The sequence below is a fragment of the Mesorhizobium sp. M0227 genome (genome assembly GCF_040321855.1).
Lineage (GTDB): Bacteria > Pseudomonadota > Alphaproteobacteria > Rhizobiales > Rhizobiaceae > Mesorhizobium.
In genome coordinates this window covers 97,214-119,739 of sequence record NZ_JAMYSJ010000001.1, presented here as the reverse complement: position 1 = coordinate 119,739, position 22,526 = coordinate 97,214, and the positions used below count along the sequence as shown (strand labels likewise).

The 22,526-nt window shown below is 63.2% G+C and carries 23 protein-coding genes; 15 read left to right on the top strand and 8 right to left on the bottom strand.

What is annotated here, in order from left to right:
- Positions 1 to 169: 169 nt before the first annotated feature.
- Positions 170 to 1,354 carry a mannonate dehydratase gene (gene uxuA, locus NKJ00_RS00510; protein ID WP_352609984.1) on the bottom strand — a complete coding sequence of 395 codons (1,185 nt, stop codon included), beginning with the start codon at positions 1,352 to 1,354 and terminating at the stop codon, positions 170 to 172.
- Positions 1,355 to 1,453: 99 nt separating this feature from the next.
- On the opposite strand from uxuA, the gene NKJ00_RS00505 reads away from it, so the two are divergent.
- The 6 genes from NKJ00_RS00505 to NKJ00_RS00480 all read left to right on the top strand — a co-directional run bounded on the left by NKJ00_RS00505 (position 1,454) and on the right by NKJ00_RS00480 (position 7,813).
- On the top strand, positions 1,454 to 2,239 hold the full coding sequence (locus tag NKJ00_RS00505) for an SDR family NAD(P)-dependent oxidoreductase (RefSeq protein WP_352609982.1): 786 nt from the start codon (positions 1,454 to 1,456) through the stop codon (positions 2,237 to 2,239).
- A gap of 260 nt (positions 2,240 to 2,499) precedes the next feature.
- The gene (locus NKJ00_RS00500; RefSeq protein WP_352628335.1) at positions 2,500 to 3,852 is read left to right on the top strand and encodes an extracellular solute-binding protein; all 1,353 of its coding nucleotides are present in this window, start codon (positions 2,500 to 2,502) and stop codon (positions 3,850 to 3,852) included.
- 110 nt (positions 3,853 to 3,962) lie between these two features.
- Complete coding sequence (locus NKJ00_RS00495) at positions 3,963 to 4,901, top strand: sugar phosphate isomerase/epimerase family protein (RefSeq protein ID WP_352440739.1); 939 nt, start codon at positions 3,963 to 3,965, stop codon at positions 4,899 to 4,901.
- The gene (locus NKJ00_RS00490; protein ID WP_352440740.1) at positions 4,898 to 5,833 is read left to right on the top strand and encodes a carbohydrate ABC transporter permease; all 936 of its coding nucleotides are present in this window, start codon (positions 4,898 to 4,900) and stop codon (positions 5,831 to 5,833) included. The genes NKJ00_RS00495 and NKJ00_RS00490 overlap by 4 nt, the downstream gene beginning before the upstream one ends.
- On the top strand, positions 5,833 to 6,741 hold the full coding sequence (locus tag NKJ00_RS00485) for a carbohydrate ABC transporter permease (protein WP_352440741.1): 909 nt from the start codon (positions 5,833 to 5,835) through the stop codon (positions 6,739 to 6,741). The genes NKJ00_RS00490 and NKJ00_RS00485 overlap by 1 nt, the downstream gene beginning before the upstream one ends.
- 1 nt (position 6,742) lies before the next feature.
- Positions 6,743 to 7,813 carry a Gfo/Idh/MocA family oxidoreductase gene (locus NKJ00_RS00480; protein WP_352440742.1) on the top strand — a complete coding sequence of 357 codons (1,071 nt, stop codon included), beginning with the start codon at positions 6,743 to 6,745 and terminating at the stop codon, positions 7,811 to 7,813.
- Here NKJ00_RS00480 and NKJ00_RS00475 read toward each other — a convergent pair.
- Positions 7,810 to 8,616, bottom strand: coding sequence for an SDR family NAD(P)-dependent oxidoreductase (locus NKJ00_RS00475; RefSeq protein WP_352628333.1), 807 nt, complete (start codon positions 8,614 to 8,616; stop codon positions 7,810 to 7,812). The genes NKJ00_RS00480 and NKJ00_RS00475 overlap by 4 nt on opposite strands.
- Complete coding sequence (locus tag NKJ00_RS00470; protein WP_352628331.1) at positions 8,613 to 9,467, bottom strand: NAD-dependent epimerase/dehydratase family protein; 855 nt, start codon at positions 9,465 to 9,467, stop codon at positions 8,613 to 8,615. The genes NKJ00_RS00475 and NKJ00_RS00470 overlap by 4 nt, the downstream gene beginning before the upstream one ends.
- A 232-nt stretch (positions 9,468 to 9,699) precedes the next feature.
- Here NKJ00_RS00470 and NKJ00_RS00465 point away from each other — a divergent pair, with 232 nt between their 5' ends.
- The 3 genes from NKJ00_RS00465 to NKJ00_RS00455 are packed head-to-tail and all read left to right on the top strand — an operon-like array spanning position 9,700 to position 12,183.
- The gene (locus NKJ00_RS00465) at positions 9,700 to 10,344 is read left to right on the top strand and encodes a cysteine hydrolase family protein (protein WP_128302615.1); all 645 of its coding nucleotides are present in this window, start codon (positions 9,700 to 9,702) and stop codon (positions 10,342 to 10,344) included.
- Positions 10,345 to 10,393: 49 nt separating this feature from the next.
- The gene (locus NKJ00_RS00460) at positions 10,394 to 10,945 is read left to right on the top strand and encodes a MarR family winged helix-turn-helix transcriptional regulator (RefSeq protein WP_023809100.1); all 552 of its coding nucleotides are present in this window, start codon (positions 10,394 to 10,396) and stop codon (positions 10,943 to 10,945) included.
- Between the two features lie 44 nt (positions 10,946 to 10,989).
- Complete coding sequence (locus NKJ00_RS00455; protein ID WP_023809101.1) at positions 10,990 to 12,183, top strand: amidohydrolase family protein; 1,194 nt, start codon at positions 10,990 to 10,992, stop codon at positions 12,181 to 12,183.
- A gap of 3 nt (positions 12,184 to 12,186) precedes the next feature.
- Here the strand turns inward: NKJ00_RS00455 and NKJ00_RS00450 are convergent, their stop codons facing one another.
- Together NKJ00_RS00450 and NKJ00_RS00445 are read right to left on the bottom strand one after the other, a co-directional pair.
- On the bottom strand, positions 12,187 to 12,771 hold the full coding sequence (locus tag NKJ00_RS00450; protein WP_023809102.1) for an amino acid synthesis family protein: 585 nt from the start codon (positions 12,769 to 12,771) through the stop codon (positions 12,187 to 12,189).
- Positions 12,768 to 13,352, bottom strand: a complete 585-nt coding sequence (locus tag NKJ00_RS00445; protein ID WP_352628328.1) for an amino acid synthesis family protein — start codon at positions 13,350 to 13,352, stop codon at positions 12,768 to 12,770. Before NKJ00_RS00445 ends, NKJ00_RS00450 begins: the two co-directional genes overlap by 4 nt.
- A 254-nt stretch (positions 13,353 to 13,606) precedes the next feature.
- Here NKJ00_RS00445 and NKJ00_RS00440 point away from each other — a divergent pair, with 254 nt between their 5' ends.
- From NKJ00_RS00440 to NKJ00_RS00415, 6 genes are all read left to right on the top strand, one after another.
- Positions 13,607 to 14,611 carry a BMP family lipoprotein gene (locus NKJ00_RS00440; protein WP_013530296.1) on the top strand — a complete coding sequence of 335 codons (1,005 nt, stop codon included), beginning with the start codon at positions 13,607 to 13,609 and terminating at the stop codon, positions 14,609 to 14,611.
- Between the two features lie 136 nt (positions 14,612 to 14,747).
- Positions 14,748 to 16,277: an ABC transporter ATP-binding protein gene (locus tag NKJ00_RS00435; protein ID WP_502895793.1), complete on the top strand. Its 1,530-nt coding sequence runs from the start codon at positions 14,748 to 14,750 to the stop codon at positions 16,275 to 16,277.
- On the top strand, positions 16,274 to 17,314 hold the full coding sequence (locus NKJ00_RS00430; protein ID WP_023809105.1) for an ABC transporter permease: 1,041 nt from the start codon (positions 16,274 to 16,276) through the stop codon (positions 17,312 to 17,314). The genes NKJ00_RS00435 and NKJ00_RS00430 overlap by 4 nt, the downstream gene beginning before the upstream one ends.
- Complete coding sequence (locus tag NKJ00_RS00425) at positions 17,302 to 18,288, top strand: ABC transporter permease (protein WP_352628323.1); 987 nt, start codon at positions 17,302 to 17,304, stop codon at positions 18,286 to 18,288. The genes NKJ00_RS00430 and NKJ00_RS00425 overlap by 13 nt, the downstream gene beginning before the upstream one ends.
- 10 nt (positions 18,289 to 18,298) lie before the next feature.
- A complete protein-coding gene (locus tag NKJ00_RS00420) occupies positions 18,299 to 19,312 on the top strand; it encodes a nucleoside hydrolase (protein WP_352628321.1) in 1,014 nt (337 codons plus the stop codon).
- Complete coding sequence (locus NKJ00_RS00415) at positions 19,309 to 20,256, top strand: nucleoside hydrolase (RefSeq protein WP_352584258.1); 948 nt, start codon at positions 19,309 to 19,311, stop codon at positions 20,254 to 20,256. Before NKJ00_RS00420 ends, NKJ00_RS00415 begins: the two co-directional genes overlap by 4 nt.
- A 180-nt stretch (positions 20,257 to 20,436) precedes the next feature.
- Here NKJ00_RS00415 and NKJ00_RS00410 read toward each other — a convergent pair whose 3' ends face one another.
- From NKJ00_RS00410 to NKJ00_RS00400, 3 genes are read right to left on the bottom strand one after another with little or no spacing between them, the layout of a single operon-like run.
- Positions 20,437 to 20,976: a prepilin peptidase gene (locus tag NKJ00_RS00410; RefSeq protein WP_352628319.1), complete on the bottom strand. Its 540-nt coding sequence runs from the start codon at positions 20,974 to 20,976 to the stop codon at positions 20,437 to 20,439.
- A 1-nt stretch (position 20,977) separates the two neighbouring features.
- Entirely contained in the window at positions 20,978 to 21,520 is a 543-nt protein-coding gene (locus NKJ00_RS00405; RefSeq protein WP_352628317.1) for a tetratricopeptide repeat protein, read from the bottom strand.
- 52 nt (positions 21,521 to 21,572) lie between these two features.
- Positions 21,573 to 22,523 (bottom strand): type II secretion system F family protein, encoded by a 951-nt coding sequence (locus NKJ00_RS00400; protein WP_352628315.1) that lies wholly within the window; start codon positions 22,521 to 22,523, stop codon positions 21,573 to 21,575.
- Positions 22,524 to 22,526: the final 3 nt, after the last annotated feature.

Genomic DNA, 22,526 nt, shown 5'->3' with positions numbered 1-22,526 from the left:
CAAGCCATGCGGACAATCCATGCCCAGCTTCGCCGAACTGCGGCAGCGCATGGCTGCCCTGGCGCGATGCGACCCAGGGCGTTTCTCAGCAATGTGGCATATAAACACCGCGGAAGTGCAAAACCGGCGCGATAGTTTCAGATCCTGCCAGCCGAACTGAGGGGGCCGCTCAAGCCAGCTCGAACCGCTCGATGGCGCGCATGATGCCACGCAGCTCGGCGAGGCCTTTCAGCCGGCCGATCAGCGAATAGCCGGGATTGATCCTGGTCTTGCCGATATCGTCGGCGAGCAGATGGCCATGGTCGGGCCGCATCGGAATACGCCAGTCGGCACGGCCCTCCCGGCGGCGGCGCGCCTCTTCCTGCATCAGAGCGAGAATCACATGCGCCATGTCGGTGCCGCCCTCGAGATGCTCGGCCTCGTGGAACGAGCCGTCATCCTCGATGGTGATGTTGCGCAGATGGACGAAATGGATGCGGTCCGCGAACTCCTTGACCATGGCGACGATGTCGTTGTCGGCGCGTGTCCCATAGGAGCCAGTGCAGAACGTCAGGCCGTTGGCGGGGCTGTCGACGGCGTTGAGGATGAAACGCGCATCCTCGGCGGTCGAAACGATGCGGGGCAGGCCGTAGAGCGAGAAGGGCGGGTCGTCGGGATGGATGCACATGCGCACCCCCTCCTCTTCGGCCACCGGAATGATCTCGCGCAGGAACCAGGCAAGGTTGTCGCGCAGCTCCTTTGGTCCGATCGCGTCGTATTCCGCCAGGGCCTCGCGAAAACTGTCCCTGTTATAACTGCGCTCGGTTGCCGGCAGGCCGGCGATCAGGTTGCGCTCGATCCTGTCGATAGCTTCGCTGCTCAATTCCTTCAGCCGCGCTTCCGCCTCGGCGATGCGGGCGGGGGTATAGCCGGCCTCGGCATTGACGCGCTTCAGCACGAACAAATCGTAGGCCGCGAAATCGATCGCGTCGAAACGCAGCGCATAACCTGTCGTTGGCAGCCGATAGGCGAGATCCGTGCGCGTCCAGTCGACCACCGGCATGAAATTATAGCAGACCGTCGCAATGCCGGCCTTGGCGAGCGCGCGGATCGAGTCGCGATAGTAGCCGGCGTAGCGCTCGCGTTCCGGCGTGCCGATCTTGAAGGAATTGTGGACCGGAATGCTCTCGACCACCGACCATGTCAGGCCGGCGGCCTCGATGACACGCTTGCGCTCCAGAATGCTCTCGAGCGGCCAGGCGCGACCGTCATAGATATCGTGCAAGGCGCTCACCACGCCGGTCGCACCGGCCTGCCTGACATGATCGAGCGTTACCGGGTCGTTCGGTCCATACCAGCGCCAGCACTGTTCCATTGCCGCTTCCTTCCGCGAGAGAACGGCAACCTATTGTTGGACCACGATGGGTGTCAAACTAGGAACCGGTTTCGGACAGCGAATGAAGGAGTTTTCCCAATGAAGGATTTCGACGGCAAGGTGGCCTTGGTGACGGGGACGACCGGGATTGGCCTCGCAACCGCCAGACGCCTTGCGGCTGGAGGCGCTGCGATCGTCGCCTGCGGCATCGACCGCGCGGCCAACGCGGCGCTGGAAGCGGAACTGGAGAACTCCGGAGCCGGGGCGCTGGTCATAAGCGCCGACGTCTCCGTACCGGAGCAGGTTCGCGACGCCGTCGCGGCCGGCGTCGAGCGGTTCGGCGGCCTCGATATCATCGTCAATTCGGCGGCGGTGCATCCGTACGGAACCGCGACCAGCACCGATTTCGAGACCTGGAACAGGGCGATGTCGGTCAATGTCGGGTCGATCTATCTGACAGCGCATTTCGGCATCCCGGAAATGGTCCGCAGGGGCGGCGGCGCCATCATCAACGTCGCTTCGGTGCAGGGCTTTGCCTGCCAGCAAAACGTCGCCGCCTATGCCACCACCAAGGGCGCCATCCACACGCTGACGCGTGCCCTGGCCCTCGACCATGCGCGCTCCGGCATCCGCGTCAATTCCGTCAGCCCGGGCTCGATCCGCACCCCGATCCTGGAGAAGGCCGCCCGCGGCGAGAACGGCACGGATGCCGATGTCGAGGCCGCCTACAAGCGCTTCGGCGAAGCGCACCCCATCGGGCGCATCGGCGAGCCGGAGGAAGTGGCTGAACTCATCGCTTTCCTGTGTTCGTCGAAGGCCGGCTTCTGCACTGGCGCGGACTACAAGATCGATGGCGGCCTGACCGCCGGCATCGGCGTGAAGTAGATCGCGAAGATTGGGGCTTGTCCGTTACCGGGACCAGCCGGCATCCGACAATTGGTTTGCCGATCTTCTTGCAGATCACTGCCCAGGCAAATCGAACACCGCACGGGCCACGCCGAACACGAAAGGGGGGCGGTGCGATCGATGAAATAATAGGCATTCTTGCCGATTGACAAAAACATCAACAGGCGACCAAGATCATATGACCATCAACGATATTGGTCCCGAGGTTGCCCCTCGGCATTGGCGTAAAGGAGAGCCAGATGCCCCTTCAGCAGAGAGTGACCCATCGTCCGAAACAACGTTCCGCCGCTCCCATCCTTGCCACCGCACTGCTAGGCCTCGGCCTGATCACAGTGCCCGGCATCGGCCACGCCGAAGGGATCACGCTCAAGATCTTCGGCGGCTCGGCGCTCGACGAACTCGCGCCGCGCCAACCGCCGGACGAGCAGAAGAAAATCCAGCAGCAGGTTATCGACGGCTTCCTCAAGGCCAACCCCGACGTCGCCGCGGTCGAGTGGGATGCCCAGGGGCCGCAAACCGATTCCATCCAGCGCGTGATGACCGCAAAACTTGCAAACCAGGAAATGGATCTGATCCCCTGCCCGGCCTTCTACACCAATGGCGCCTATGTCAGGCGAAAACTGGTGATGCCGATTACCGACAAGATCAAGCCGTTCCAGGACAGGATCGACGCCGCCGCACTTGGCGCCTTCACGGTCAACGGCCAAGTCTACGGCGTGCCGATCTCGACGCTGTCGACATCGACGATCTTCTACAATGTCGATCTCTTTCAGAAGCTCGCCATTCCTGTCCCGCCAACCTATGACGACCTGAAGGCAGCCGTGCCGAAGTTCAAGACCGCGGGCGTGATCCCTCTGCTGCATCAGGGCTCTAACACCGTGATGTGGCCGATGTGGTACTTCGAGACCTTTTCGCAGGCCTCGGGCGACCCGGTCGGCAAGACGCAGAAGAACCTCGAGGGCACGGCGAAATTCACCGACGCGCCCGATGTCGAGGGGTTCAAGCTGATCAAGCAATGGGTCGATGATGGCATCCTTTCCAAGGATTCGCTTTCCGTCGACCAGGACGGCATGCGTGCGGCCTTCGCCGCCGGCAAGAGCGCCATGTATTATGGCGGCACCTGGGAAATCCCGTCGCTGCAGTCGAGCGTCAAGGACTTCAAATGGGGCGTCTTCGCCTTTCCGAAAATGGACGGAACGCCGGGCGCGCCTGGCCATGGCGGCGGTGCCGACAACGGCATGTGCGTCGCCTCCTCGATCCCGCCCGAGAAGCTCGATGCCGCGGTCAAGTTCATCGAATATTTGACAAGGCCCGAGGTCGCGACGCTCTACCTCGCGCCGGAACAGCCGATCGCGGCCTCGATCAAGGGCGTGCCGCAGGTCGACGATGCCTATGCCGTCGAACTGCGCAAGCAAGCCTTCCCGAACACGATCAAGTTCCTCGACTGGATCTGGCCCTCGGAGGTCGCGAGCGCCACGTCTTCGGCAATCGCCGGCATCGTCGGTGGCACGACCACGCCCGAAGATGCCGCCGCATCGATCCAGGCCATTTTCGACGACCTCAAGGCCCAGGGCAGTTGGCCGCCCAAATGAGGCCCTGAAGTAGCGCCTGCAAGCGAGCGCACATCCGGTCGGGCTGATGCGCCAGGCAAGAAAAACAGAGGCTGCCTGCTTCGGGCAGCCTCGCCCATCGGAGAGAACACATGACGACACATCGCGCCGAACGGCAGCGCTTCTCGATCGGTTATCATCTGAACAGCTGGGACCTGACCGGCCTTCCGCTACGGCCAGCCATCAAGTTCCTGGCAGACCAGGGCTTCGGCTGGTTCGAGATCCTCGCCTTCACCAGCCTGTCGGACCAATACGCCCGCAAATACATGCAGCTCGGCAACCAGGCGCCGATGGGGGTGACCACCGACACCGACATCTTGCGGCGCTATGCGCTGCTGTCGGAAGGCCAGAGCGAGTATGGCATCAAGCTCTCCTCCTTCTACGTCAATGCGATCTTCACCAACCCCGTCGCCTGGCCCTATGAACGGGATGTGCTCGTCGCGCTGACCAGGATGTTGAAGGGGTTCGGCTCACCGGTGCTGGTTCTCGGCGGCGGTCCATCGGAAGCCGCTGCCGGGGCGCACACGGCCGACGACTACCGCGCCTTTTGCCGGGCGCTCGAGGATATCGGCAGGCGGACAAAGGACCTTGGCATCGAGACGGTCTATCACCCGCACCTCGACACCTTCATCGAGCGCCGCGACCAGCTCGATCGCATGATGGATGAACTGGATACCGATCTGGCCGGCCTGTGCATCGATCCGGCGCATCTTGCGCATACCAATTCCGATCCGGTCGACGCGGTAAAGACCTACATTTCGGCCGTGCGCTACATGCATTTCAAGGACACCAGGGTCGATCCGGCGCTGAAGGGCTATGACCGCTATGGCGCCTTTTGCGAGCTCGGCGCCGGGGTCGTCGATCTCGCCGGCATCGTCGACGTCCTGCTGGATGCAAACTACGATGGGCTCGCCATCATCGAGCTGGATGCGTCCAGGAAAACGGCAGAGCAAAGCACGCTCGAGAGCATCGCCTATGTCAGGGACACGCTCGGGCTGGTGCTGACCCCGCAAGGCGCGAAGGCCGCGTGAGCACGCGACCGCAAAAGGCGGCTCCTGTTTCGAGCCGATCCGGCACCTGGCGTTTCGATGCCGGGGACGGGGCTACGGCCTTCGTCATGATCCTGCCCGCCGCGATCCTCTTCGGTCTTTTCTACCTCTGGCCGTTCGTCAACGGCTTCTGGCTCAGCCTGCACAATTGGGACGGGTTTTCCGACCCGACCTGGGCAGGCTTTTCCAACTACATGCGCCTGGCGCATGATCGCATCTTCCTCGGTGCGCTGCGCAATAATCTGATTTTCGTCGTTGCCGTCGTCGTCCTGAAGAACGTGCTCGGCCTCGGGCTGGCGCTGCTTCTGAACCGGGCGCTGCTCGGCCGCGCCTTCTTTCGCGCCGCCGCCTTCATCCCGGTGACGATGTCCTTCGTCGCCGTCGGCCTGCTCTGGTCCTGGATCTACAATCCCGTCTTCGGCCTGCTCAACAGCGGGCTCGATCTCATTGGCCTCGCCGGGCTGAAACGATCATGGCTCGGCGACGCCGACATCGCGCTCTACTCGATCATCGTCGTCGATGTCTGGAAATGGCTCGGCTTCCATGCCGTCATCTATCTGGCCGGGCTGCAGACGATCCCCTCGGAGCTTTATGAATCGGCGAAGATGGACGGCGCCGGCCCCTTGCAGCGCTTCCGGCACGTCACCGTTCCGATGATGATGCCGATCATCTTCATCAACACCATCCTCGGCCTTTCCGGCGCCTTCGTGCGCAACTTCGACATCGTCTATGTCCTGACCAAGGGTGGTCCGAACCACGCCACCGAAGTGGTGCTCACCTACATGATGAGCAAGGCCTTCCAGGACGGCGCCATGAGCTACGCCGCGGCGATCGGCTATGTGCTGTTCATGATCGTCGGGCTGGCCAGCGTCGGCCTGCTGGCCCTGATGCGGCGGCAAAGGCTCGACGTCTGATGAGAGCAGCCGCCAACCCTCCGCTTCCCCTGGATGATGGCGCCGCCGGCTCTCGCCGTCGCGGGCTCATGCAGCGCCTCGGCATGCGCGGCATCCTCGAACTTGGCGGCATCTATGCCGCGCTCATTCTCGTGCTCTTCGAGACCCTTTATCCGCTGCTTTGGGTGCTGTTCGGTTCGCTCAAGACCAAACAGGAAATGCTCAGCAATGTCTGGGGTCCGCCATCGAGCCTGGTGCTGCAGAACTATGCCGATGCCTGGCGGATCGCCGGCATGGGATCGCGCATCGTCAACAGCATCTTCGTCACCGGCTCGGCATTGATCATCCTGGTGGCCGTCGCGACGCCGTGCGCCTATGCGGTGGCGCGTCTTCGTTTCCCCGGACGCGGTCTTGTGGTCGCAGTCGCAGTTGCGGCCATGCTGGTGCCGCCGCAGGTGATGGCCATTCCGCTGTTCCTGGTGGCGCGCGATCTCGGCCTGATAAACAGCCGGCTCGGCATTGCCTTCATCTATGCCGCGACGTCGCTGCCGCTTTCGGTCTTCATCCTGCGCAGCTTCTTCATCACATTGCCGGCCGACCTCGAAGATGCCGCTCGCATCGATGGCGCCAGCCGGCTCGAGATCCTGATCCACATCATGCTGCCCCTGGTGCGGCCGGGCGTGGCGCTGATCCTCATCTTCGGCTTCATCGAGATCTGGAACGATTTCTTCCTGGCCTTCCTGCTGTTGCGCGACCCTTTAGTGCAGACCATTCCGCTTGGACTGGTCAGCTTCTTCCAGCAATACGACTCGCTCTGGACGCTCTATTTCGCCGCGTTGACGATCACGACACTGCCGGTGATCGTCGTCTTTGTCGCCATGCAACGGCAGTTCATCGCCGGCCTGACAGCCGGCGCCGTGAAGGGTTGACATGCAGGATCGCGTCATTGGCGTTGGCGTCATCGGCTGCGGCGAGATCGCCCAGTTGATGCACTTGCCTTATCTCATGGAATTGCCGGCGTTTCGCATCGCCGCCTTGTGCGACATCTCTCCCGGCACGGTCGACAAGGTGGCGGAACATTATGGCGTCACTGCCAGATATACCGACCATCGCGCGCTGCTTGCCGACCCGAATGTCGACGCGGTCGTGATCTGCACCTACGATCATGGCGAGATGGTCGCCGATGCAATCCGAGCCGGCAAGCACCTGATCGTCGAGAAGCCGCTTGCCTTCACGCCGCAGGAGGCGCGCCCGCTGGTCGAGCAGGCCGAGCGGAGCGGCCTCGTCGCCCTTGTCGGCTACATGAAATTCTATGATCCCGGCTATGAGATCGGGCTGGAGCGCATCGCCGCCATCGGCCGGCCGAAGTCGATCCATGTCCACGATTTCGCGGGCCGCTTCGACCGTTATGGCCAACTCTACACGCAGACCAGGGTCACCGACGTGCCGGCCGATGTGTTAGCGGCGGGACGCGAAACGGTCGCTCGGCGCATCGAGGCGGCGCTCGGTGTGGACCATGCCGGCTATCGCGATCTCTATCTTGTACTGCTCAGCCTCGCCAGCCACGACCTTGCCGTCATGCGCGGCGCTTTCGGCACGCCGGACCGCGTCGTGCATGCACAGCAGACCGGTCCCAACCAGCTGCTGGCCGTGCTCGATTATGGCGGCGTCCCTTGCCTCTTCGACATGGCACTTGCCCAGTATGAATGGTGGGACGAGTGGATCCACGTGCATGGTGAGCGCGACGAGGTGCGGATCGAATTCCAGAACCCCTATTTCCGCAATGCCTCGGCGACCGTCCGGCTGCGCGAAACCACAGGCGAAGCTGCATCCGAACGCGCTCTGCCTGGCGTTCCGGATACGTCGTTCCGCCGCGAATGGCTGCATTTCGCCGATTGCGTCCATGGCGGCGCGAAGCCGCGCACGCCGCTTTCGGGCGGGCTCGCCGATCTCGATCTTGCCGTTCGGATCATCCAGGCAATGCCGCCGAAAAGACTTTAGCGAAATTTCGGAAACGCGCCGCCAGCCGGCGCGTTGGCCCAGCTCTGCAAGGTCTGGCCGCCGTCGATCAGCCAATCCACGCCTGTGACGTGCTTCGCCTCGTCGGAGGCCAGGAAAGCCACGGCGGCCGCGACATCGTCCGGCTGGCCAATGCGGCGCAACGGAATGCGGTCGGCGAAATGCTGGACGCTGCTCTTGAATTCGCCGTCGCCGGAAACCGGCACGCCAAGCGTCGTCTCGATCACGCCGGGGCAGATGGCGTTGACGCGTATGCCGTAAGGCGCGGCATCGAGCGCCGCGACCCGCGTCAGGCCGACCACCCCGTGTTTGGAAGCGACATAGCCGGCACCCCCCGAAAGGACGTCCCAACCGGCCATGGACGAGCCCATGTTGACGATCGAGCCACCGGTCCCGGCCTTGATCATCGCCCGAAGCGAAGCCTGCAGCACGAGGAAGATGCCGCGCAGATTGATGCGGATGGTCGTATCCCAGTCCTCGACCGGCAGGTCGTGAACGGGAGCGACGACGCCGGAAATGCCGGCATTGTTGAACACCACGTCGAGGCCGCCGAACGTCTCGACGGTCGTTGCGACGGCGCGCCGCACATCCGCTTCATCGGTGACGTCGGCTTGGATCGCCAGGATGTCCTCGCCGAGAGAGCGGGCCAGTTGCCGCGCCGCCGCGCCATCGCGGTCGACAATCGCGACCCGCGCGCCTTCATCACGGAAGCGCCGCACCGCGGCGCTGCCGATCGCCCCCGCGCCACCGGTGACGAGAACATTCTGTTTGTCGAACCGTTTCATTGTCCAGCCTCCGGCTTCGGATAGGAACGCCACGAATGGCTTGGCTCGAAGCCGATCGTTTCGCGCGCATGGATCGTATCAAGCACGGCGCCGAAGCCGGTGATCGGCCGCGACAGCGCGACATCAGGGTAGACCCGGCGCAAAAGCGCTTCGGTTTCTTCTTCCATGAACGTATCGGCAGCGCTCAGGAGGACGCGCAGATGGCCGTCGCCTTGCCATTCAAGCGCCCGCAGGAAGCCCTGCCCGGCGTCGCGCGCATCGAGATAGGCCCACAGGTCGCGGGCACTGTCGGCGGTGGCGCGGCGCGGCCCGACGCCCTCGAAAAAAGAACCCGGCGTCTGGATCCACGGCATGCGGACACTGACCGCCGAGAAGGCCCCCCGGCGCACCGCCGCGTCGACGATTTCCTCGCCCAGCCATTTCGACAGGCCGTACGGGTCCTGCGCGCCGACCGGATGGTTCAAGTCGACCGGCAGATAGGGCGGCCGCACAGGTTTCTCGAAAAAGGGATAGCCGAAAACGCTGAAGGACGAGGCATAGACGAAGCGCCTGGCGCCGGCCATGGCAGCTGCCTCGACCACATTGTAGGCGGTCGTGATGTTGGTCTTGAACACCTCGCCGCCGGCCCGGCCGGTCGGCCGCGGAATGGCCGCGACATGCACAACGGCATCGCAATCGCGCACCAGCTGCAGTGTCGATCCCAGATCGGTCAAATCGGCGGTTGCGTGGCGCCATGCGACCTCACCCGGCACCACGGCATCGACACCAAGCACATCGTGGCCGGCCGCAACCAGAGCCTCGGCCACATGGCGGCCAAGCAGGCCGCTGGCTCCGGTGACGATGGTTTTCATATCTCGGCCTCGGCTCCGCAATTAAGCGGCTTGAATATTGTTGATGGTGATACAAATCGAGCACATGCCTGACAAGCGTTGTCAAGGCCATTTCGCGATGGACAAATAGCGCATACGCTTGTCGGAGCGCGGTGCGCAAGGCCGACCAGCACGCTTTGCGTCGAACGGGATTGACTTGGCATCCGCTAGGGTTTTTTGTATGAGCATCAACGATCGGTCAAAGGAGCTCGCCATGTCCGTGGACAGTTTTTCCTCACATCGGCACGATGACGCGGTGCGCCTCGATCCACGCCGTGCAGCCGTTATCGTCATCGATATGGTCAATGAGTTCTGCAAGCCCGGCGGGGCCATGGTCCTGCCTGGGTACGAGACGCTGGTCGCGCCGCAACTGGCCGTGATCGAGGCCGCGCGCGCCGCCGGCGTGCCGGTGATCTGGGTCCATGACAGCCACCGGCCGGGCATGCGACGCGAGCGCGAATGGCTGAAGCGCACACCGCATTGCCTGGATGGAAGCTGGGGGCCGGAGATCATCGAGGATCTCGGCGCCCGCGATGACGAGATCCATGTGATCAAGCGGCGCTACTCGGCCTTCTTTCAAACCGACCTCGACCTGACGCTGAAAGACATGCAGACCGATCAGTTGATCATCTTCGGCGTGGTCACCAACATCTGTGTGCGCTCGACCGTCCATGATGCCTTTTTCGAGGGCTATGAGGTGGTGGTGCCAAGCGATTGCTGCGCGGCGACGGGACCACGCGAGCAGGAAAGCTCGCTCTACGACATAGCGACCCATTTCGGCGTGGTCAGCGATTCGGCTGATGTCGTCGCAGCCCTCCGCGACGGGAGGTCGCTTCAACCAGCGGAGGTCGCGGCTTGAGCTTTTTTCAAACCGGCGACATCCAAGACAGCGGCGATAGGAGTCCGGTGTGACGACTGAAAAGAAACCGCAATCCGAAAAAGGCGCGACGCCGAAAACGCCGAGCGGCGATGCACCCCCGAGCCGCGAGCAAGTGCTGCAACAATACGCCGAGACCGGCTATGAATTGGACCGCCACCCGGCGCACGTCATCCGCCGGGCGCATCAGCGCGCGACGTTGCGCTTCCAGCAGGTGATGGCCGGCGAAGACCTTTCGCCAACGCAATTCGCGGCGCTCGCCACGATCCTCAAGCATGGCGAAGTCTCGCAGAACCATCTCGGCCGGCTGACGGCGATGGACCCGTCGACCATCAGCATCGTCATGCGCAAACTGCTCAAACACGGGCTGATCACGCGCAGCGCCTCCGAAACCGACCAACGCCTGACGATGATCGCGCTGACCGGCAAAGGGACCGACTATACGCTGGAGCGGCTCGAACGCAGCGTCGAGGTCGGGCGGCGGTTCCTGTCGCCGCTCTCACCGGCTGAGCAGGCGACGCTGCTTCGCCTGCTCCAGCGCATCAACGACGACGACCCATCGAATGGCGACGGCGGCAAATAAGCCGCGTCCAGTCCTTTTTTCCATAACAGCAAAAGTGAGAACCGATGTCGTCCGACTCCCAGTCGTCTGCCAACACGCTCGTCGTCCGCAATATCGGTCTCATGCTGAGTGGCGATCTCGCACAACCGATCATCGACGCCGACACCATCGTCGTGAGCGATGGACGCATCACCAGCATTGGCAAGGCAGGCGACATTGATGGCGGCAGCGCGGCGACGATCATCGATGCGATGGGCTGTGCGGTCTCGCCGGGTCTTATCGATAACCACGCCCATCCGGTGGCCGGCGACTGGACGCCTCGGCAGAACCAGATCGGCTGGATGGATTCGACTGTGCATGGCGGCGTCACCACCATGATCTCGGCGGGTGAAGTCCACACGCCGGGCCGACCGCGCGACCTTGTCGGGCTGAAGGCGCTGGCGATCGCTGCCCAACGCACCTTCTCCAACTTCCGTCCGAACGGCATGAAGATCCTGGCCGGGGCACCGATCCTGGAACCCGGCCTTACCGAGGAAGACTTCCGCAGTCTCGCCGAGGCCGGCGTGACGCTTGTCGGCGAGGTCGGACTTGGCGGCGTCAAGGACGGGCCGACCGGCCGGCAGATGATCGCCTGGGCGCGCAAATACGGCATGACCTCGATGACCCACACGGGCGGTCCATCCCTGCCCGGCTCCGGCCGCATCGGCGCGGATGTCGTGCTGGAGGTCGACGCCGACATCGTCGCCCACGTCAATGGCGGGCCAACCGCCCTGCCCGACGCGGAAATACGGCAGATCTGCGAGAAGGGCTCGAGGGCGCTTGAAATCGTCCATAACGGCAATTTGCGCACCGGACTGTTCGTGCTCGACCTGGCAAGGCAGCGCGGCGAACTTTCGCGCGTCATCCTCGGCACCGACAGCCCGGCCGGATCCGGCGTGCAGCCGCTCGGCATCCTGCGAACCCTGACCATGCTGGCTTCGCTGGGTGGTATCGCGCCGGAAGTGGCGTTCTGTCTTGCCAGCGGCAACACGGCGCGTGTGCGCGGACTGGATGATCGCGGCATCATCGAGGCCGGTCGCGCCGCCGACCTGATCTTCATGGATCAAGCGATCGGCGGTGCCGGCGACGGGCTGCTCGACAGCGTGGCGCTGGGCAATCTTCCAGGCATTGGAATGGTCGTCATCGACGGCGTGGTGCGGACCGGCCGGAGCAGAAATACGCCTCCGGCGATGCGGGTGCCGGAAGTCCTGGCGGCCTGACGGTCAGCCGACGCCGTCAATCCCGACAATCTTGTCCTTGGTCAGCCCGCCGACGCGCGGGTGCGGCCTGCCGGAATCGGTGACGGCGATAGCGACGACGATCTCGTCGGCCCGCGGTGCGTCGGGAACACGAACCTCCATGCCGTCGAAATGGCTGCGCACCCGCGCCGCATCCTTGTGACCGAGCGGAATATCGAGCGGCACGCCGAGGCCGCCGCGCTTCTTCGATGAAGGAATGAGCGCGGCCCCCTTGCCGAGCACATCGCGGAACGGGGCACCGAGCTTTGGATGAAGGATGGCGGCGGCATGTTCGAGCTCACCGTCGGCGCCGACGGCGGCGGCCTTGCCGAAGCTCTCGACCCGGTCGCCGGCAATGCCCAGAGCAGCGACGGCGCGCTTGGGCAAGATATCTCCCAATGCTTCGCCTATGGCGCTCAGTGCCGACAGGTCCTCGACGTAGGTACCCGCATAGGGGTTGCGGATCACCGCGATGGCCGCGGCACGCCGCGTCGGCGGATCGACGGGCCGCCCGCCTTCGATCCGGGTTTCCTCGACGATGGTGATGATACGGCGGATTTCCGGGTTCATCGCAATCCGTCCTCGCCCTTGATGTCGGCGGAGGCAAGGCCGCCGACCCGTGCATGAACGCGTGCGCCGGTGGTCATCGCCAGGATGACGGCCATTTCGTCGCCGCGCGGCGCATCGGCAATGCCGATCTCGATCGCATCGAAATGGCTGCGCACATAGGAGGCGTTTATGTGCGTGATCGGGATATCGATGCGCGTTCCGGGGCCGCCGACCTTCTTGGTCGAAGGCACGATCGCCTTGGCATTGCCGAGCAGTTCACGCATCGCATAGCCGCCCGGATTATGCCAGAGCGCGCCGTGTTCAAGCTCGCCGGCGGCGCCGACTATGGCACCCTTGCCATAGCCTTCGATGGCCTGGCCGCCTTCACCAATGGCGTCGATCAGGCGCCGAGCCATATCGAGACCGAGCGGCTTCAGGTCTTCCATGAAGCCAGTGATCTCTTCGACATAACGTCCGGCAAAAGGGTTGGCGATGACCGCGACGACCGCGCCCCGCTTGAGCGGGCGTGCCGCGTGGGGTCCGCCCTCATGGAATATCTCTTCGACCTGAACCAGAAATTTCCTGACCACCACAGCCGGCATCGTTCGCTTCCTTCATCCCGTCGTTCATAAAAACTCATTAGAGTATCAACAATTATGCCCATGGACATTTGTCAAGCGCAGACGTCGAGCAAGTGGGCGAAGGGCCAAGAAAACTGCATCGGATGACGATTGACAGCCTGTTAAGCCGCTCCTAAACTCATATGACCATCAACGAACTCGCCGTTGTCCCGGCGGACACGTGGGGATGGTCAAAGCGTGGCTTCAAAAGCTGAAAAAAGCTGAAGGGGAATGACATGAAAAGGGCGCTCAAGAGTTTATTTCTGGCCGGCACGATGCTTGCCATTTCGTTCGGACCGGCCGCGGCACAGGCCAAGGTTTCCGTGGCCGCCATCTCGGGATATTTTGCACAGGGTTTTGGCGTTTCGATCGTCAACGGCCTCAACAAGGCCAAGACCGATTTCGGCATCGACCTCAAGCTGGTCGACACCGGCAATCGCGCGCTCGACTACCAGCAGCAGTTCGAGAATCTTGCCAAGGGCAAACAGTACGACCTCATCTTCGTGATGGGCTGGGAGCTGGTGGACTCGCTGCAAAAGGTCAGCGCCGAATATCCTGACCAGCGCTTCGTATTCATCGATGGCGTCCTCGACAACCCCAAGATGATCTATGCCAATTTCGCCGAGGAGCAGGGATCCTTCGTCGCCGGCGCGCTTGCCGGCATGATCGAAGCCAAGGGCACCGCCTTCGACAAGATCGGCGACGGCAAGGCGATCGGCTTTGTCGGCGGCCGAGATATCCCGGTGATCCGCAACTTCCTGGGCGGCTACGAGCAAGGCGCCAAATATGCCGCGCCCGACGTCAAGGTAAACTCCGTCTTCGCCGGAACCTTCGACGATCCCGCCAAGGGAAGCGAACTTGCCCAGGCGCTTTACGGCCAAGGCTCCGACATTGTCTACAACGTCGCCGGCCCGACGGGTGAAGGCGTGATGCAGGCAAGTGCCGCGGTCGACAAATATTCGATCGGCGTCGACATCGACATGTGCGGCTCGGCTCCCGGAAATGTGCTCGCCAGCATGCTGAAGCGCGGCGACATCGCCGTCTACACGCTGATCAAGGACGAGGTCGAGGGCCGCAAGATCACCGCCGGCACCCGCACTTTCGACCTCGCCTCGGGCGGTGTCGAGGTCAAGGTCTGCGATGACATCGCCGCCAAGATCCCGGCAGAGATGACCGCCAAGCTCGATGAGATCAAAAAGGGCATCGTCGACGGCAAGATCGTGATCGCCAAGGCAAAATAAGCCAACAACAGCGCCTCCCTCCCAAGAAAGCGCTACACTGATCCGCCGCGGCTTGCCGCGGCGGATCAGTGTCCAATCTGCGAGAGCCACGTTGTCGAACACGCCGGGGTCGCCGACCCTCCACAGCAATGCCGCGATGGCCGTCGAGTTGACTGGCATCACCAAGCGTTTTGGCGCATTCGTCGCCAATGACGGCATCGACCTTGCGGTCCGCCGCGGCGAGATCCACGCCATCATCGGCGAGAATGGTGCCGGCAAGACGACGCTGATGAACATCCTGTTCGGCCTCTTGCAGCCGGACGAAGGCTCGATCCGGCTGAACGGTGAAGAGATCGTGATCGCCGACCCGTCCGTGGCGATAAAGGCCGGCCTCGGCATGGTTCACCAGCATTTCAAGCTGGTTCCCTCGCTCTCGGTTGCCGACAACGTCTTTCTCGGTATGGAAATCCGTCGCCATGGGCTGATCGACCACGCTGCACAAATTGCGCGCACGCGCGACCTGTCGAAGCGCTTCGGCCTGCAGGTCGATCCGACCGAGCGCGTCGGGCTGCTCTCGGTCGGCATAGAGCAACGCATCGAAATCCTGAAGGTCCTGGTGCGCGGCGCGCGCACCATCATCCTCGACGAACCGACCGCCGTGCTGACGCCGCAGGAGAGCCGTGAGCTGTTCCAGACGCTGCGCAGCTTCGTGGGCGAGGGCATGACGGTGGTCTTCATTTCGCATCACCTGGAAGAGGTGATGGAAGTGTCCGACACGGTGACGGTGCTGCGCAATGGCAGGAAGGTGGCGACCCGGCCGACGGCCGAGCTCAGCAAGGACGAGTTGGTGCACATGATGGTCGGCCGCGAGGTCAGCTTCGACCGCCGGGCGCGTGCGTCGCTGCACGGCGACGTGGTGCTCGAAGTCAAGGACCTGTGGGCGCGCGACGATCGCCTGCTGCCGGCCCTTCGCGATGCCAGTTTCACGGTCCGCTCCGGCGAGGTGGTGGGGATCGCGGGTGTGGCCGGCAATGGGCAGACAGAGCTGGCGGAAGTGCTTTCGGGCCTGCGACCGGCAAGCCATGGCGGGGCGTGGCTGAAGGGCCGGAATCTCACCGCTCTCTCCCCCGCCGCGATCCGCCAGGCAGGCCTCGCCCATGTTCCAGGCGACCGCATGGTGCGCGGGGTCGATCGCAACGCTTCGATAGCGGCCAACACCCTGATGGGCCGCCAGCATCGCGCACCATGGAGCCGCGGCGGCATGCTCAACTGGAATGCCATAAATCAAAACGCCGAAACGCTGATCAAGAGCTTCGATATTCGCGCGCGCGCAGCCGGCGATGCGGTCAAGCGGCTTTCGGGCGGAAACATCCAGAAGGTCGTTCTGGCACGCGAATTCACCAACGGCGCCGATTTCCTGCTGATCGATCAGCCGACGCGCGGCGTCGACATCGGCGCCCAGGAGGCCATTCATGATGAGATCATGCGCCAGCGGGCCGCCGGCCGCGCGATCCTGCTGATTTCCGTGCAGCTCGACGAACTGGCCGCCCTTGCCGACCGCATCCTGGTGATGTTCAACGGGCGGATCATGGGCGAGGTCGCCGGCGACGATGCCGACGAGGAGCGCATCGGCATGATGATGGCAGGCGTGGCCGCGCCGGAATTCGCCGCGGAGACCGCATCATGAAAGACCATTTGCGTGCCGTTTCCGGCCAGGTCATCGCCATCGGCGTGGCGCTGCTGATGGGCGCGATCATCATCCTCATGGTCGGCGAAAGCCCGTTGCGTGTGTTCATGACGCTGTTGCGCGGCGCCTTCGGCGATCAGGAGAAGATCGCCGGGACCTTGCTGCAGACGACGCCGATCCTGATCTGCGGTGTCGCCGCCTGCATCGGCCTGCGCGGCGGCATGTTCAACGTCGGCATCGAGGGCCAGCTGTTCCTCGGCGGCTTCGCTGCCGCCTGGGTCGGCTTTGCCATGCCCCTGCCCGCGGGCATTCACACGCTGGCCGCGCTGGCGCTCGCGGTCGTGGCAGGCGCGGCCTGGGTCGCCATCCCCGCCTACTTCCGCGCCCGCTACAACACCAACGAGGTCGTCTCGACGATCCTGTCGAACTACGTGGCGGTGCTGCTCACGTCCTACTTCACCATTTTCCTGTTCAAGCGGCCGGGTGGCTGGTCGGAGACGCCGCCGATCCTGGCGACTTCCTATCTGCCGGAGATCTTCACCTTTTCGCGGTTGAACTGGGGCCTGGTCATTGGCCTGGTGCTGGCGGTCGGCGCAGCCCTTGTCTTCCGCTACACCAAATGGGGTTACGGCGTCACGATGGTCGGTTCGGCGCCGAAATTCGCCGAATATGGCGGCGTCAACGTGAAACGGCAGGGTTTCCTGGTCCTGCTGCTTTCGGGGGCCGTCGGCGGGCTGGCCGGCGGCGTCGAGACGCTCGGCGTCCATCACCGCTTCATGGAAGGATTTGCCCCTGGTTTCGGCTTCGACGGGCTGATCGCCGCCCTGCTTGCCAATGGCTCGCCTGTCGCCACCATCTTCACCGCACTGTTCTTCGGCGCCCTGCGCAACGGATCGCTGCTGCTCGAGGTCGATACCAGCGCGTCGCGCGAGATCATCACCGTGATCCAGGCGCTGATCATCCTCAGCGTGTCGGCCCAGGTGCTGGTGAGAAAGCGCGGCGACAGCCAGGCAGGGGAGCGGCGATGGAAATTCTAGACAAGCTCATCAACGTCGCGCTGATCGCGGCGACGCTTCGCACCACCGCGCCCATCCTTCTGGTCGCGCTTGGCGGCTCGTTCACCACCAAGGCCGGCATCTTCAACATCGGCCTCGAGGGGCAGATGCTGGTCGGCGCCTTCTTCGCCGTCCTTGGTTCGATCTGGACAGGTTCCGCACTCGCGGGCGTCGCCTGCGGCGTCGCGGCGGCGCTCGTCTTCGCCCTGGTTTTTGCCGTCCTGGTGGTGAGCTTCAAGGCCAATGAAGTGGTCGTCGGGCTGGCGCTCAACATCCTGGCCGGCGGCATGACGATCTCGCTGATGAAAGCGATCTTCGGCACGCGCGGTTCGATCGTCGGTCACGGCATCGTCGGCCTGCCGAAAGTCCAGCTGCGCGGTGCCCGCGACCTTCTCGGCTCGTGGGCGCCGCTGATCTCCGGCTTCACGCCGCTCGTCTATGTCGCCTTCATCGCCGTGCCGCTGCTGGTCGTCTGCTACAAGCGGACGCGGCTCGGCCTCTATATCCGCGTCGTCGGCGAAAAGCCGGAAGCCGCCGAGGCGCTTGGCATATCGATCACCCGCGTCCGCTACATCGCGTCCCTGCTGTGCGGATTGCTGGCGGGCCTCGCCGGCGCGCATCTGTCACTCGGCTACATCACCATGTTCACCGAAAACATGTCGTCGGGCCGTGGTTTCATGGCGGTGGCGATCCTGATCTTTTCCAATGGCGATCCGCTGAAGGTGCTGGCCGGCTGCCTGCTGTTCGGCTTCGCCGATGCTTTTTCGCTGCGCCTGCAGACGTTCGGCTATCCCTCCTACCTGGTTCTCACGGTCCCTTATGTCGTCGCGCTGATCGCATTGTTCGCGCTGTCCTACCGGGCGCGCCCGAGGATTATCGCGGAGACGCTGGAATCGATGCGTAAGCTGCTGTCGGTAGACAAGAACACTGAACCCGGCCGCAAAAATCCCCAGTGAAGGAACCTCTATGGAACGCATAATCCTCGACGTGGATTCGGCCGGCGACGATATTCTCGCCGTGCTGTTTGCAGCGGTCAATCCGAGGCTCCGGCTCGAGGGCGTGACCACCGTGACCGGTGCGGCCGGCCCGATCGAGCAGGTCACCAACGTCGTCCTCAACACGCTGACGCTCGCCGGGCGTGACGACATCCCGGTTCACGCCGGCGCGTGGCGGCCGATCGTCGGCAACGCCAAGGCCGACATGGAGGCGCCGGTGCATTTCGAAAAACGGCTCGTTGCCCGTTTCGGCGATCGCCTGAAGAAGTTCAACCCGCCGGCGCCGACGCCGGTGCGGCAGGCCACATCAGGACACGCAGTCGATTTCATCATCGAGACGGTCATGGCCAATCCGGGCGAGATCACGCTGGTGACGACCGGTCCCTTGACCAACGCGGCGATGGCGCTGTTGCAGGAGCCAGGATTGACCGCTGCGCTGAAGCGGCTGGTCGTACTGGGCGGCAATTTCCAGACACCGGGCAACATCACGCCCTTGTCGGAATACAACATCTGGGCCGACCCGGAAGCCTCGCGCATCGTGCTGAACGCCGATGTCGAGAAGATTCTCGTCCCGCTCGACATCTGCGAGGACAACCGCGTCGCCGATTCGATGCTGACCCGCGACGACATCGCCGACATGCAGGCCGTGGCAAGGGACAATCCCGTCCTTGAGATGATCGCCGACAGCTTCCCGATCTACATCGACATCTGGCGCGAATTCTTCGACCTCGTCGGGTTCCCGATGGACGACGTGATCACCGTGGCGCTGGCTTTCGATCCCGGCCTGGCGACGATGACCGAGCCGCTGTTCGCCGACGTCGTGCTCGACGGCCGGCTGGCGCGCGGCCAGACCGTCGCCTATCGCGGCCGGCAGTTGCTGCCCGGCGGCGGGCCCAAAACGACCCGCATCTGCACCGGCCTGGACGGTCGGCGTTTCCTCGACGGCTTCAAGAAAACCATAGCGCGCTACGAGCGGGCGGCGTGAAAGACGACATGATGACCAAGCCAACTCCTATCCTGTTCGACTGCGACCCCGGCCACGACGACGCCATCGCGCTGGTCATGGCGCATCGCTCGCCGGCCATCGAGCTACTCGGCGTCACCACGACCTGCGGCAATGCGGAAGTCGAGAAGACGACCGCCAATGCCTTGCGCATCCTGGAGTATATCGGCGCCGGCGACGTGCCTGTCGCGCAGGGCTGTCACCGTCCGCTGGCGCGCCCGCTGGTGCTCGGCACCGCAGATGGACCAAGCGGGCTCGAGGGCTCGCCCTACCTGCCGCAGGCGACGATCAAGCCGGTTGACCAGCACGCCGTCGATTTCCTGGCCGACAGACTGCGCGCCGCGCCCGAACCGATCCTGGTCGTCGCCACCGGCCCGCTCAGCAATATCGGCCTGATGATCCTCAAGCATCGCGACGTGCTGCCCAAGATCAAGGAGCTGATCTGGATGGGCGGCGTGTTCTACCGCAAGAGCGAGATCATCACGCCGACCGAGTTCAACGCGTTCTGCGACCCCGAGGCGCTGAAGATCGTTCTGGACAGCGGCGTGCCGATCCTGATGGTCGGCCTCGACGTCACCATGCAGGTGCTGATCGAGGCGCCGCAATATGCCGAACTCGCCACCATCGACACGCCGCTCGGCCGGCTCGTCAACGACTGGCTGCTGTTCTACGAGAAGCTGCACCGCAACTCGATGGGCGTCGGCGGCGCCATGCACGATCCGCTGGCGCTGGCGCTGGCCATCGACCCGACATTGGTGCGCACGCGCCCTGCCCATATCGGCGTCGATCTGTCCGGCACCTACGCCTTCGGCGCGACCATCGCCGATTACTGGGGCGAGCGCGGTGAAAAGGACAATGCCCGCATCGCCCATGAGGTCGACGCGGACCGCTTCTTCAAGCTGATGTTCGATCTGCTGCGGGACTGAACGGAGCGCCCCAGCACCGGCAGCGTTTCACGATAGGAATTTTTTCTTGACTCCCTGCCCTCAGCTATGGTACATTTTTGTCTATGGTGCAGATTTACGCCAATGACCCGCCGAGCAAGGGGGTTTTTCGTTTGGTCCGTCAAATCTCCCTGACAAATTCAGCCGCGTGAGATGTCAGGGTCAGTTGAGCTGGTTGAGGATTCCAGAGCTGCTCGCGACCATCAAACTCCTGTAGATCAGGAACGCCAGCGTACAGATCGCGGCTAGCGCGATCGGGACGCCGAATGGCACGACGCCCTTGCGGTCCAGATGCTGCACGACAAGCCGAAAAGCGCCCGCGGGCAGCATGAACGGGTTTTTCACGATCACCGCGGTTGCCAAAGCGAAAACCAGAAGCAGCACCGAAAACACCGCGAGAGCGCCGCCGCTGATCAGGAATGGCACGACCGCCAGCAGCTTGACATCACCGGCGCCGATCTTGCGCAAGACCCAGAAGGGCAAGAACGCGACGAACAACAGAAGCCCTGCACCGGCGCTCAGCCCCATATCCCACCACGATCCGGATTGGATTGACAGCAGCAGCAAACCCCCGGCGCCCAGGCAGAGCAGCAGCAACACGTCGCGATTGGCAATCTTCTGGGTGGTGAAATCGAGCCAGGCAATCCTTGCCAGCAGAGGGATGGCGAGCGCCTTCAGCAGCAGTGCCTCGACGAGCAGCATGCTAGCGCTCGACGTTCTGCACGCTTGACGACAAAAGCTTCAGATTGTTGGCGACGGTCGGGTCGTTGGGCGCCAGTTCGTAAGCTTTGAGGAAATTCGAGCGGGCATCCTGCAGCTTGCCGCGCAGCAGGTAGGAATAGCCGACATTGTTGTAATATTCGGGTGTCGCGCCGACCAGCCTGAAGGCCCTGGCATAGGCCTTGTCGGAAAGGTCGAAGCGGTGGATCCGGTCGGTGCAGGCGGCCAGTCCCATCCAGGCGTTGCCATCATTGGGCGCCAGTTGCGTCGCCTTGAAGAACAGGGCGCCGGCATTGCCGTAATTCTCGGCGCGGAACTGGTTCTTGGCTTCGGCGACAGCCTGGTCCGAGGCATAATATTCGACGTCGCTGACCGTTTTCAGCCCATCGAAAGCATCGCCAAAAGACGTTACGTCGCCTTTCGACGGCTCGTTCGTGCGAACGACACCGTCGGTTACGTCCGCCGTCTGGCAACCGGCAAGCACCGCCATGAGCAGACAGGCCGCGGCCGCGATAACCCTCTTCATACGTCCGTCCCCTGGGTCCCCGACTCACATTAGGGCCAAATGATATACCAAACTAGAAGAAAACGCCTCTCATGCGAATGATCACCGGCAACATGATAACCATCATCACGACTGGGAATATACAGAGTCCCAACGGAATCATCATTTTAACGGGCAGTGAATTGGCGCGCTCCTCGGCACTCAGAATTCTCTGACTGCGCATCTCTTCGCTGTAAACACGCAAAGCGTCCGTCAAACTGGTGCCGAGTTCCTCCGATTGCCGGAACAGTATGGCCAAAGCCCGCGCCTCATCGAGTCCGATGCGGTCAGCAAGTTCTCGCAGTGCTTCCCGCAGCGGCTTGCCAGCGCGCAACTGCAAATTCATGATCGCTAGCTGGATGCCGAGCCATTTGTGGGTGCCGGCCAGTTCACCGCTGACGCGCTCGACTGCTGCCTCCAGGCTCATGCCGGCGTCGGCACAGGTGATCATCATGTCCATGAAATCGGGAAAGCCCCGACGATAGATTTCCTTCTGCGCATTCTCGAAGCGATCGAGCATGATGCTTGGAATCACGATGCAGGCGAGCCCGAACAGGCCAGCCCCGGCAAAGCCTATGAAACCGGGCAAGGAAGGCGGGAGCACTCGAGTCAGGACCGCATAGACAGCCAGAAATCCTACACTGACCGCACCAAGCCGCGACAGGGTGTAGATGAGCGGGGCGCTGCGCTGGTAGAAGCCGGCGCGGAAAAGTTTCGCTTCAAGGGCATTTGGCTCGTCCCGCTCCTTCTCGATCGATCGAAAATATGCATCGACCGGTCGCTGCGCTGCGATCTTGGCGAGCTGCTCCTGTCCGACCAGCGAACGGCGATCGGCGATACCTTCGGCGAGCAAGCTTTGTGCGACCAACCTTCGTGTTTGGAGAGCCGGCAAAAAAACAAGAGCGCCGAACAGAAAAAGTGCCGCCGCCGCCAGAAAGACGGAGGCGGAGACCAGAACACTGAGATCTTGAATAGTCGAAAACAAGTC

Excerpts from the sequence above, each read along its gene's own strand:
- NKJ00_RS00485 (WP_352440741.1), top strand. The coding sequence starts at position 5,833 with ATGAGAGCAGCCGCCAACCCTCCGCTTCCCCTGGATGATGGCGCCGCC.
- NKJ00_RS00425 (WP_352628323.1), top strand. The coding sequence starts at position 17,302 with ATGGAAATTCTAGACAAGCTCATCAACGTCGCGCTGATCGCGGCGACG.
- uxuA (WP_352609984.1), bottom strand. The coding sequence starts at position 1,354 with ATGGAACAGTGCTGGCGCTGGTATGGACCGAACGACCCGGTAACGCTC.
- NKJ00_RS00405 (WP_352628317.1), bottom strand. The coding sequence starts at position 21,520 with ATGAAGAGGGTTATCGCGGCCGCGGCCTGTCTGCTCATGGCGGTGCTT.
- NKJ00_RS00470 (WP_352628331.1), bottom strand. The coding sequence starts at position 9,467 with ATGAAAACCATCGTCACCGGAGCCAGCGGCCTGCTTGGCCGCCATGTG.
- NKJ00_RS00450 (WP_023809102.1), bottom strand. The coding sequence starts at position 12,771 with ATGAACCCGGAAATCCGCCGTATCATCACCATCGTCGAGGAAACCCGG.
- NKJ00_RS00410 (WP_352628319.1), bottom strand. The coding sequence starts at position 20,976 with ATGCTGCTCGTCGAGGCACTGCTGCTGAAGGCGCTCGCCATCCCTCTG.
- NKJ00_RS00465 (WP_128302615.1), top strand. The coding sequence starts at position 9,700 with ATGTCCGTGGACAGTTTTTCCTCACATCGGCACGATGACGCGGTGCGC.
- NKJ00_RS00505 (WP_352609982.1), top strand. The coding sequence starts at position 1,454 with ATGAAGGATTTCGACGGCAAGGTGGCCTTGGTGACGGGGACGACCGGG.
- NKJ00_RS00440 (WP_013530296.1), top strand. The coding sequence starts at position 13,607 with ATGAAAAGGGCGCTCAAGAGTTTATTTCTGGCCGGCACGATGCTTGCC.
- NKJ00_RS00480 (WP_352440742.1), top strand. The coding sequence starts at position 6,743 with ATGCAGGATCGCGTCATTGGCGTTGGCGTCATCGGCTGCGGCGAGATC.
- NKJ00_RS00495 (WP_352440739.1), top strand. The coding sequence starts at position 3,963 with ATGACGACACATCGCGCCGAACGGCAGCGCTTCTCGATCGGTTATCAT.
- NKJ00_RS00475 (WP_352628333.1), bottom strand. The coding sequence starts at position 8,616 with ATGAAACGGTTCGACAAACAGAATGTTCTCGTCACCGGTGGCGCGGGG.
- NKJ00_RS00445 (WP_352628328.1), bottom strand. The coding sequence starts at position 13,352 with ATGCCGGCTGTGGTGGTCAGGAAATTTCTGGTTCAGGTCGAAGAGATA.
- NKJ00_RS00420 (WP_352628321.1), top strand. The coding sequence starts at position 18,299 with ATGGAACGCATAATCCTCGACGTGGATTCGGCCGGCGACGATATTCTC.
- NKJ00_RS00455 (WP_023809101.1), top strand. The coding sequence starts at position 10,990 with ATGTCGTCCGACTCCCAGTCGTCTGCCAACACGCTCGTCGTCCGCAAT.
- NKJ00_RS00435 (WP_502895793.1), top strand. The coding sequence starts at position 14,748 with ATGGCCGTCGAGTTGACTGGCATCACCAAGCGTTTTGGCGCATTCGTC.
- NKJ00_RS00430 (WP_023809105.1), top strand. The coding sequence starts at position 16,274 with ATGAAAGACCATTTGCGTGCCGTTTCCGGCCAGGTCATCGCCATCGGC.
- NKJ00_RS00500 (WP_352628335.1), top strand. The coding sequence starts at position 2,500 with ATGCCCCTTCAGCAGAGAGTGACCCATCGTCCGAAACAACGTTCCGCC.